This is a genomic window from Allomesorhizobium camelthorni, assembly GCF_011045125.1.
Lineage (GTDB): Bacteria > Pseudomonadota > Alphaproteobacteria > Rhizobiales > Rhizobiaceae > Allomesorhizobium > Allomesorhizobium camelthorni.
Genome location: NZ_JAAKZF010000124.1, coordinates 1 through 10075, shown reverse-complemented (window position 1 = coordinate 10075; position 10075 = coordinate 1). Strand labels below are relative to the sequence as shown.

At 58.5% G+C, this 10075-nt stretch carries 10 protein-coding genes; 1 reads left to right on the top strand and 9 read right to left on the bottom strand.

The genetic code is table 11. From position 1 onward, the window contains the following. The 9 genes from G6N73_RS32680 to G6N73_RS32640 form a co-directional block, all read right to left on the bottom strand. Positions 1 to 272: type 1 glutamine amidotransferase family protein (locus G6N73_RS32680; RefSeq protein ID WP_484477018.1), on the bottom strand; the 272-nt coding region annotated here is incomplete at its 3' end. A 42-nt stretch (positions 273 to 314) separates the two neighbouring features. Further along, on the bottom strand, positions 315 to 1553 hold the full coding sequence (locus G6N73_RS32675) for an NAD(P)/FAD-dependent oxidoreductase (RefSeq protein WP_165034065.1): 1239 nt from the start codon (positions 1551 to 1553) through the stop codon (positions 315 to 317). Between the two features lie 11 nt (positions 1554 to 1564). After that, entirely contained in the window at positions 1565 to 2500 is a 936-nt protein-coding gene (locus tag G6N73_RS32670; RefSeq protein ID WP_165034064.1) for a 3-hydroxyacyl-CoA dehydrogenase NAD-binding domain-containing protein, read from the bottom strand. After that, positions 2501 to 3268 carry an SDR family NAD(P)-dependent oxidoreductase gene (locus G6N73_RS32665; RefSeq protein WP_343044830.1) on the bottom strand — a complete coding sequence of 256 codons (768 nt, stop codon included), beginning with the start codon at positions 3266 to 3268 and terminating at the stop codon, positions 2501 to 2503. It lies immediately after the preceding gene. A 20-nt stretch (positions 3269 to 3288) separates the two neighbouring features. Then, on the bottom strand, positions 3289 to 4710 hold the full coding sequence (locus tag G6N73_RS32660; RefSeq protein ID WP_165034062.1) for an aminobutyraldehyde dehydrogenase: 1422 nt from the start codon (positions 4708 to 4710) through the stop codon (positions 3289 to 3291). Position 4711: 1 nt separating this feature from the next. Then, entirely contained in the window at positions 4712 to 5641 is a 930-nt protein-coding gene (gene kce / locus G6N73_RS32655; RefSeq protein WP_165034061.1) for a 3,5-dioxohexanoate:acetyl-CoA acetone transferase, read from the bottom strand. Positions 5642 to 5643: 2 nt separating this feature from the next. Then, positions 5644 to 6444, bottom strand: coding sequence for an SDR family NAD(P)-dependent oxidoreductase (locus G6N73_RS32650; protein ID WP_343044829.1), 801 nt, complete (start codon positions 6442 to 6444; stop codon positions 5644 to 5646). Positions 6445 to 6530: 86 nt separating this feature from the next. Further along, entirely contained in the window at positions 6531 to 7670 is a 1140-nt protein-coding gene (locus G6N73_RS32645; RefSeq protein WP_165034060.1) for an aromatic ring-hydroxylating oxygenase subunit alpha, read from the bottom strand. Between the two features lie 130 nt (positions 7671 to 7800). Next, the gene (locus tag G6N73_RS32640; RefSeq protein ID WP_246252754.1) at positions 7801 to 8880 is read right to left on the bottom strand and encodes a GlxA family transcriptional regulator; all 1080 of its coding nucleotides are present in this window, start codon (positions 8878 to 8880) and stop codon (positions 7801 to 7803) included. Positions 8881 to 8894: 14 nt separating this feature from the next. Between G6N73_RS32640 and G6N73_RS32635 the strand changes: the two genes are divergently transcribed. Then, entirely contained in the window at positions 8895 to 9878 is a 984-nt protein-coding gene (locus tag G6N73_RS32635) for an ABC transporter substrate-binding protein (RefSeq protein ID WP_246252753.1), read from the top strand. Positions 9879 to 10075 lie beyond the last annotated feature (197 nt).

Genomic DNA, 10075 nt, shown 5'->3' with positions numbered 1-10075 from the left:
CTGTCATCATTGAGAAGACCTCCGACCACGACGATGTACTGAAATCGGCTTGGGTCGACAAACGCTGACGTGGGAGCGACGCCAATACCGCAACTCGAGGTAATGAGGTTGCGGCTGCTGCTCATGACTTGCCAGTCTGCGGTTACACGCCCTGAATGGTCCAGTTCATCGCTTGCGAGGCGGATTGTATCGACGAACAGCGAGAAGGCCGAAAGCGTGAATGCGCGGGCGAGGATAAATCCGATTGTGAGCTTTTGTGGTAAAGCGTTCATGTTGCGACCTATGTGATGGGCCAAGGACCGGGCGCTGGGTGATCAGGAATGCAGAAGCGATTTGAGGTCGATACCCAAGTCGGTGACGATATTGGGGCCCGGCGATTTCCCGGCTTCAATCAGACGCTTGGAGATCATGAACACGGTAGGCTGGTTTATGGCATCGACCGCCAGGAGCTCGTCGCCCCGATAGTGCCAAATGGAGAGGGCGTTTTCGGAAATCTTTCTCATGACTGCTGAATCATGTCCTGCGGCCAATCCAACGATCTGTAACTTGATGTCGAACTGATCCGACCAGAACCAAGGTTTTGCTGTATAGCCTTCGGCAGCCAGCATGATCGTTCTTGCGACGGCCTCGCCCTGATCGATGCCGTTGCCAACGCTTTCGAGTCTTATGCGCCGTCCTTTCCAAGGGAATGAGGCGCAATCGCCGGCTGCCAAAATGGTCGGATCAGAGGCCCGGCATTGGGCGTCAACCTTGATGCCGTTGTCGATTTCCAATCCGGCCGCCTGGGCCAATTCGACATTCGGGTGGATCCCGATGCCGACGACTACGAAATCCACGTCGAACGCGCGCCCGTCTTTCATGTGAGCCTGCGTCACCCGGCCATCGCGGCCGGTCAGCATCGCTAACTCGACCCCCTCGCAAATCTCCACATCGTGGCTTCGGTGGAGCTGTTGAAAGAATGATGCCGTTTGAACCGAGGCCACGCGCTGCAAGATCCGCGGGGCGCTTTCGATCAGTGTGACCCTTAGTCCAAGCTTTGACGAGACGGCAGCAGCTTCGAGGCCGATATATCCGCCACCGACAACAAGGACATGGCGCCCCGCCTTGAACTCCGGCGCCATTTTCTTGGCGTCAGCGATGGACCTGACATAGTAGACCCCTTCAAGGTCTCCGCCCTGTTCCCGATTCAAGACCCGAGGCCGAGACCCGGTCGCAAGAACGAGATGGCTGTAGGGCAGAACGGACCGATCGCTGAGCAATACATTCCGGCGCTGTCTGTCGATTTCTTCAACCTGGACTCCGAGACGGAGATGAATCGCTCTCTGCTCATAAAAAGCGAGCGGCCTCAGGAACAAGCGCTCTTCAGTGATCTCACCTAGCAGGTACCCTTTGGAAAGCGGCGGACGCTGATAAGGCGGCTGGGGCTCGTTGCCGACCAATGTAATCGGCCCGATATGCCCAAAGTCCCGCAAATTCGCACAGACTGAAAAACCCGCTTGGCCGGCCCCAACGACGACGACTGGGCCGTTCTTATCGATCGTCTCGTTGGTCATGCCAAAGTCCCTCAGTTCGCGCGCAGGGGCGCTATCGCCTTCAGCAATGCGGTGATGAGGTCGTCGCGATGCGCTGACAAATCTGCAGGGGTCTGACCGTCAGCTGCTTGGGCGATACCGGAAACCAGTTGCTTCGCAAGCTCCGGTTCCAGATGAAGGATCCCAAGATCGTCCCACCAGCGATTGAAGCTGTCTGTATAGCGCTCGCAAAAGGCGGCTAAGCCACCTTCTCCCGCGCCGAGATGGAACAACATTGTTGGACCCATGGCAGCCCAACGGAGGCCCGGTCCGGCCCACATCGCCTTGTCGACGTCTTCGACGCTTGCCACGCCGGTCTTTACGAGATGGATTGCCTCGCGCCACACGGCGGCTTGCAGGCGGTTGGCCACGTGGCCGGGCACTTCGCGGTTGACGCGGATAGTGACCTTGCTGGCGCTGGCATAGAAGCGCTCGACTGTTTCAATGACGCCGTGCCCCGTCCGCTCATTGCCCATTACCTCAACCAAAGGAATGAGGTGCGGAGGATTGAAGGGATGCCCAAGGACGAAACGAGAAGGGTCCTTCCATCCCGCTTGCATTTCGCTGAGGGTCAGCCCCGAAGCGGACGTCGCCACAACGGCTTCGGGCGCTATCGCAGGCTCAATAGTGGCGTAGAGCTCATGCTTGATAGGAAGCCTTTCAGGAACGCTTTCCTGGATGAACTGGGCGCCATCGACGACCTTGGTCGCCGACTTATGAAAACTGACCCGGTCCGGGTTGCCGTTCTTGGCAAGGCCGAGGTCTTCCAGCACTGGCCAGGCATTCTCCACGTACTTCCTGACCTGGGTTTCAGCGGAGTCTGAAACGTCAAAAACGGAGACGCTGTAGCCCGAAGCCAGGAACAACGCCGTCCAGCTCGCGCCAATGACGCCCGCACCAAGTACTGCCGTGTGATTGAAATCAGACATTTAAAATAATCCGGGTTGCAAGGGAGATGCTGCGGTGAGCCCGCCATCGATGATGAAACATTGGCCGGTCACAAACGATGCCTGGTCGGAAACCAACCAGGCCACGGCATTGGCAATATCTTCTGGCTCGCCGAGCCTGCCGACCGCATGCCTGGCGACCGCATCTGCCTCGGCACGCTCGGGATCGCGGGCCAAAGCAAAACCTTCTGACGCCATGCCGGTCCTAATCCACCCGGGGCTCACGGCGTTGCAGCGTACCCGGGGCCCGTGATCGACTGCAATGGAACGGGTCAAGCCGTGCACGAACGCCTTTGAGGCGTTGTAGACGGCCATCCGGGGGTCCGAAACGTTTCCGGAAATAGATCCTATATTGACGATGCTGCCGCCGTGTTCTGACATTTGCGGCAATACTTCGCGGCACATGTTGAAGGTACCCTTGCAGTTGGTGCCGACCACCAGATCCCAGTCGTCATCGCTGGTCTCAATGACGGTTTTTTCAAGCTGGACGCCGGCATTGTTGACCAGAACGGCCGCGCTGCCGAAGTTCGCGAGCGCCGCTCTAACCACCGCCGCTGCGTGGTTCCTGTCGGCAATGTCAGCCTGAACCCAGACTACGGAGCTTGACAGACCCCGAGGTCGGCTACCCCGACCGCAGGTCACGACGCTCGCGCCATCGGCAAGAAGGCGATCGACGATGGCACGGCCGATTCCCCGTCCGCCTCCTGTCACAATGGCCACCTTGCCGTCCAATCCGGTTTGGTTTGCCACCTTACTTGCCCTCGCTTGGCTCATGTATGTGAGACCATGACGTGGCGAACGGCTGTGTACGCATTAAGGGCGTAGACAGACATGTCGCTGCCGGTGCCGGACCCCCTCATGGCCGCCCATGGCATCTCGGGCGTCGCCACACCGTGCGCGTTGACCCAAGTGAAGCCGTAGCGGAGGCGTTTTGTGACCGACATGGCTGTTCCGACGTCACGCGTCCAAACGGAAGACGCCAGTCCGTAGCGCCCCGAATTTGCTATCCGTATGGCATCGGAGACGTCTGAAAATCTGGATATTGTGACGACCGGTCCAAAGACCTCGCTCTCAGCGATCTCAGCATCGTTGTCGACGTTGGCGATCACCGTTGGCGTGTAAAAATAGCCTGGCGCATCGCCAACGGCGCCGCCAAGCACGATCTCGGCTGTTCCCCGTGCTCGTTCTACAAACCCTGCAACCCGATCCCGGTGCGCGGCCGATACAAGCGGCCCCATTTCCGTCCCTAGGGCCCTCTGCGCTCCGACCTTGATCTCCGCGACCTCTGAGGCAACGGCGGCCACGAGCGCGTCATAGACGCTGTCGTGGGCCAGAACCCGGCAGGGTTGGGCGCAATCCTGTCCCGCGTTGAAAAAGCTGGCCCCTCGGAGCGTTTTCGCGACGCTTGGAATGTCAGCGTCGTCAAACACGATGACTGGGGCCTTTCCACCCAGTTCGAGGTGAACATGTTTGAGTGTCTGCGCTGCGGCACGCATGGCGGCCATACCGGTCGCGGGCGATCCTGTAATGGCGATCACCTCGATCTCGGCGGCATGGATCAGCCGATCTCCAACCGTGGCCCCTCGACCGTGAATTACGTTGAGAGCGCCCTTGGGCAGGACCGACGCCAGCAGCTCGGCCAGATACAGGGTGGACAGCGGGGTGATTTCCGAAGGTTTGAGGACGACAGTGCAACCCGCCGCCAACCCCGCGGCAATCTTCCAGGCCGCCATCATCAGTGGGTAGTTCCAGGGGGTAATCGCCGCCACGGGCCCCAAAGGGTCCCGCCGGATCATGCTCGTGTGGCCCGGAACATATTCCCCCGCCGCCGATCCCGTCATCGTGCGAATGGCACCTGCAAAAAAGCGAAAGGTGTCAACGATGAGGGGCAGCTCGTCATTGTAGGCCGACGGCCAAGGCTTCCCGACGTCCAGGCTTTCCAGTTCGGCCAATTGCTGGCCGTTTGCCTCGATGAGATCGGCAATGCTCAGCAGAAGGCTTGATCGATGCGCGGGCGAAGTCAGAGAAAAATGCTCGAAGGCCTCGGCAGCCGCTCGCACGGCTGCATCAACCTGTTCAAAACTCGACTCCCGGACCTGGGAGATTATCAGGGCGGTTGCTGGATTTACGATCGCATGGCTGTCACCATCGCCCGCAACCAGTTCGCCATTGATAAGAAGCCTGGTGGACATGCTAGAACGCAACCTGGCCGGCACCTTTCAGGTGCAACCGCTTGCGGACCTCTTCCGGGGTGGCGACGGTGCGCCCCAGATTTTCAACGATCGAGCGAATTTTCCGGACTTGTTCCGCACTCGATTTGGCTTTCTCGCCGGGCCCAATGTAGAGACTGTCCTCCATACCGACGCGCAAATTACCGCGGAGCAGGGCGGCTTGGGTCGTAAACGGGATCTGATGGCGGCCGGCCGCCAGCACAGACCACTCGTAGTCGTCCCCAAACAGCCTTTCGGCGATGGTGTGCATATGGACCAAATTATCGAGATCGGCTCCCACGCCTCCCAGGATCCCGAAAACCATCTGGACGAAAAAGGGCGGCTTGATCCAGCCCTGGTCCACGACCCAAGCGAGATTGTAAAGGTGACCCAGATCGTAGCACTCGAATTCGAAGCGGGTTCCGTGGCCCTCTCCCAGTTCGCGTAACGAATATTCGATGTCGCCGAACGTATTACGGAAGATGAAGTCTTTGGTCATGGCCAGGAACTCGGGTTCCCAAGAGTGTTTCCAGTCCTTGTACTTGTCAAGCATCGGAAAGATGCCGAAATTCATGGAACCCATGTTCATGGAGGCCATCTCGGGGCTGATTCTCAAAGCTGCGTGGAGCCGCTCCTCGCGGGTCATGCCGAGCCCGCCGCCCGTCGTGATGTTGAGGACTGCGTCACAGGATTGCTTGATGCGTGGCAAAAACTCTTGAAACAGTTCCGGCCTGGCGTCGGGCTTTCCCGTTTCGGGATTGCGGGCATGCAGATGGATAATGGCAGCACCTGCTTCGGCAGCTTCAATGCTGGCTTGCGCGATCTCGGTGGGGGTTATCGGCAGGTACTCCGACATCGTCGGCGTATGGATGCCGCCGGTCGGAGCGCAAGTAATGATCACTGGTTTTGTCATGTTCAAAGTCTCATCTGCTGGACTTGGGCTGACAGCCCGCCGTCAAGGATCCACAATTGCCCGCTCGCGTAGCGCGCTTCGTCTCCGGCCAACCAATTGACTAGGTTGGCAACGTCGTCGGCGGTGCCGTAATTTCGGATCGGGTGCACGTTTCGCACTGCATCGCGGAGGGTTTCGACGGTGCCGCCGCCACCACCCGATCCTGCTCCGGCAAAAAAAGCCTGGAGCATTGGTGTGTCTATATAGCCTGGACAGATTGCGTTGACGCGGATTCCTTCCGGCCCGTGGTCGCACGCCATTGCACGCGTCAGCGCATGAACCGCACCCTTGCTCGCGCAATAAGCTGCCAGTCCCGGATCGGCGATGAACCCGTCATAGCTGCCGAAATTGATGATTGAAGCCATTGCACCTTCGCCGACGGCCTTACGCATCAGGGGCAGCGCATATTTGGAGGTCAGGAAAGTGCCGGTGACATTGACGGCAAAGCAGCGGTTCCAGTCGCTGAGCGATGTATGTTCGATGGTCTTCTCAATCTCGATCCCGGCTGCATTGACCAGAATATCCAATTTCCCGCTTTCTCGGCCGATGATCTCCACTGCATCGACGACACTGGTTTCCAACGTCACGTCCAGACGTACAAAGCGGGTGTCACCTTCCGCCGAGTAACCTATCGATCCGGATTCAGAAAGGTCTCCAGCATAGACGGCCGCCCCTTCCTTGGTCAGACGCGCGCCGATCGCCCGGCCGATCCCACCACGGCCGCCAGTCACAAGCGCCACTTTACCTGAGAGATTGCCGCCCACGGTTCACCGCCTGCTATTGGATCTGTGCTTTTGTTTGGGAGCGTCGCCATGATACGCAGCTCCTGCTGCCCGGTTTCGCAAACCGGTTAGGGGGCGGCTCTCGCGTAGGCGTCGAGGACCAGTCCGTGGAAATGATGCAGCGCGTGCTCTGACTGTCCTGACCCATTGGGATCGTTGACGATGCGGCCTTGCTTAAAGGCCGGGGTGTTCATCCCCTTTTGGACGCTTTCGACAAGGCCAATGTCCTCGGCCTGAAGCACCTCGTCGAGATACTTAATCGTCTGCAGTTCGGTCGCGTCCGGTTCCTTGCTTTCAAGGAAAAAGTCGTAGGTCTCGAACGTGCGGTCTGGGCCTGCTGGTATGATGCTTAGCACGATCATCGACGACCGGCCCGGATAACGCATCAAGCACGTGTTGGGCCACAGCCACCACACTGCATGCGTCCGCACCGTGGCGTTGGAAACGTCATAGGCCGTATTGGCCGACTTGCCGGCATCGGCCATATGGCTTGAATAGATGCCTTGGGTCGTCACCTTGTAGGTGTCCATGTCTACGAGCGAACAGAAGTCCTTATGTGCTGTGGGGCAGTGGTAGCATTCAAGGAAATTGTCGACGATGTTCTTCCAGTTTGACTTGATGTCGTAAGTCAGCCGGTGGGCAAAGGTGAGCTTGTCGATGTCCGGCGCCCAGTGGCGAATCTCCGTTTCCAGATCGCCGGTCTGCGATTTCAGCGAGGGAGCGGACGGGTCCAAGTTGACGTAGATGAAGCCGCAGAATTCCTCGACCTGGACCTGGTCGAGGCAGATCTCCTTGGTCGAGAAGTTCTCGAGTGTCTCGGTGTGCGGGGCGCGGACCAGCTGGCCATCGAGGCGGTAGGTCCAGGCATGGTAGGGGCACATAATTTTATTCGAATTGCCTTCGCCTGAGAGTAGCGCGTGGGCACGATGCTTACATACGTTGTAGAAAGCGCGCAGAACATCCTCTCGGTCCCTGACCACGGCTACAGGTTGACCGGCAATCTCAACGGCGACGTAGTCGCCAGGATTCCTGACCTTTTCGACATGGCAGACCCACTGCCATGTCTTGGCAAGGATCGCGCTCACGTCCACTCCGTGCCAGCGCGGGTCGGTATAGGCGTCGCTCTTGAGCGACAGCGAACGGGAGGGATTCGGCGAGTATCCGTCCTTGATCGAGGTGAAATCGTCCTGGGAAGGAAGCAGCGTCATCGGAACACCTTTCGTTTCGCGTACTGCGTGGCCGGAGTCAGAGTTCAAGCTTGGTGCCGCCGGCGGCAACAATCTATGCGCCGTTCGCCGCTGGTTTAGCATTTTCCGACAGGGAGCTGTGTTACGGCGGCTATACGATGTCCTGGGCTTTGCGATGCATCGGCCATGCCCTGAACTCGAACGGTATACGGCCTTCGACACGGTCCGAGCGCGGGGGAAGCCCAAACCGCTCGCGGTAAGCCCGGCTGAAATGCACTTGGCTCGAAAACCCCGATGCAATGGCGATCTCAGACATGAGCATGTCTGTCTGGGTGACGAGGCCGCGCGCTCGATCCAGGCGGATATCGCGATAGTAGAGTGCAGGCGTCTTGCCGACATATTGTTTGAAGAGCCGGTCGAGCTGCCTTTGTGAAACATCTGCCTTGTCGCAAAGCTCCGGGATTGAGAGCGTCTGCTCGAGGTGCAGTTCCATGATCGAAATGACGTACCGAACAACCTTGGGTGTCGTCCTCCCCAAGGGCTCTGCACCCGCTGGGTTTTGCGACGTGCCGGCAGGCCTCAGCGTTGGGTGGAAGATGTAGCGAGCAGCGGCATTCGCCAAAGCGTCTCCCGCGCTTGCCCGGATGAGATGGAGGGCGATGTCGGCCGAAGCGATCCCGCCGCTGCAGGTAAAACGCTTGCCGTCATGAATGAATATATCTTCGGAGACTTCGACTTCCGGGTAGAGTTCCTTGAAGGAATCGATGTGCTCATAGTGCATGGTGGCACGCCGCCCGTTGAGCAGCCCGGCGTCAGCGAGAATAAAGGCGCCGGTGTCGAGCCCTCCGATGATACACCCGGTACGAGCCCACTTCCGCAGCATCGCGAGAAGGTGAGGAGTGCTTGCCGTCTCTGGTGTCCAACTCGCTGAAACCACGACGACTTCGAACACATCTTCCTCGACCCTATTCAGCTTTTCGGTCTGAACTGCCATCCCGTTGCTTGCGAGACACAACCCTCCTGCCAGAGACGCCACGACCCATCGAAAACGGGTCAAGCCTTCGAGGTAATTTGCCGCCCGGAATGGGTCGACGAACGCCATCGTCGCCGCCAAGTTGAAGTTCGGCATCACGAGGATGAGAATTTTCATCGACTGGCTGTTCGTCGGCATTTGTCCAAAAAAAGCAAATTGACGTCCGGGAATGTTAAATTGGCTGTCCGGATTATGCAACACTTCAATCGGTAATGCCGCAGAGCAGCGACAAAGACCTAACAACAAAGGGGAATATCATGCTGAAACGTCCAGTTTGGAATGTTGCAGGCATTGCGCTTTCGCTCATCTTGGCCGCGAATGCGCCGGCCAGTTCGGCTGAACTTGGTGCCAAGAATGAGCCTATCAAGCTCCCCATGCTGGAATGGACCGGCCAACACGTCTCGACGCACATCGCCGGCCAGTTGCTGCAGAAGCTTGGCTACAAGGTCGAATACGTCACCGCCGGCATTTTTCCGCAGTTTTCAGGCCTGGCCGACGGCACGATAAGTGCCTCGGTTGAAGTCTGGCTCAACAATACTGGCGACATCTACCCGAAGGTTCTGGCGGCCAAGAAGATCGAGGAAATCGGCAGTCTTGACCTCGAAACGAAGGAGGGGTGGATCTACCCGAAGTTTATGGAGCAGGTTTGCCCGGGTCTGCCGGATTGGACGGCCCTGAATAAGCCAGAATGCGTTCAGGCTCTATCGACGCCGGAGACTGCGCCGAATGGCCGATTCCTTGACTATCCATCTGAATGGGGTTCCCGCGCCGGGACAATTTTGGCGGACAACAATATGCCGTATACGGCCGTGCCGTCGGGCTCGGAAGGGGCTTTGGTGGCCGAGCTTGAGGCGGCGGAAGCGGCCAAGACTCCCTTGTTGATGATGTTCTGGGGTCCGCATTACGCCTTGGCCGAGAATGAGGTCGGCTGGGTGAAGATGCCGCCTTGCAAGGAGCAGACCAACGAACACTGCATCACGCCGCCAGACGTGGTCAAGATCGTGTGGTCCGGCTTCGGCGCCAAGTGGCCTGCCGCCTATGCCTTCCTGAAGGCGTTCAAGGTCAACGCGCAGGAGCAGGAAAAGATGATGCTGGTCGTCGACAAGATGGGCCAGGATCTCGACGCCGTGGTGAAAGAGTGGGTCGATAGCCATCAGTCAACCTGGCAACCTTGGATCGACGCGGCCAAGAAGTAACGCCCGGAGGATAGCCCATTATAATGCAGCGGAAGCCGCGCCAGTGGCGCGGCTTTTCGGTAACCTTTATCATAGCACATGAGTCCAATGTCATGACGCAAGAGCGACCGCTCAAAATTGCCTGCCGCAACGTTTGGAAAGCATACGGCAGAAGACCGGCCTTCTATTTCGACTCTAGGGGCTACAAGATCGATCCT

Coding starts and splice junctions, on each gene's coding strand:
- G6N73_RS32675 (WP_165034065.1), bottom strand. CDS start 1,553: ATGACCAACGAGACGATCGATAAGAACGGCCCAGTCGTCGTCGTTGGG.
- G6N73_RS32670 (WP_165034064.1), bottom strand. CDS start 2,500: ATGTCTGATTTCAATCACACGGCAGTACTTGGTGCGGGCGTCATTGGC.
- G6N73_RS32660 (WP_165034062.1), bottom strand. CDS start 4,710: ATGTCCACCAGGCTTCTTATCAATGGCGAACTGGTTGCGGGCGATGGT.
- kce (WP_165034061.1), bottom strand. CDS start 5,641: ATGACAAAACCAGTGATCATTACTTGCGCTCCGACCGGCGGCATCCAT.
- G6N73_RS32645 (WP_165034060.1), bottom strand. CDS start 7,670: ATGACGCTGCTTCCTTCCCAGGACGATTTCACCTCGATCAAGGACGGA.
- G6N73_RS32635 (WP_246252753.1), top strand. CDS start 8,895: ATGCCGCAGAGCAGCGACAAAGACCTAACAACAAAGGGGAATATCATG.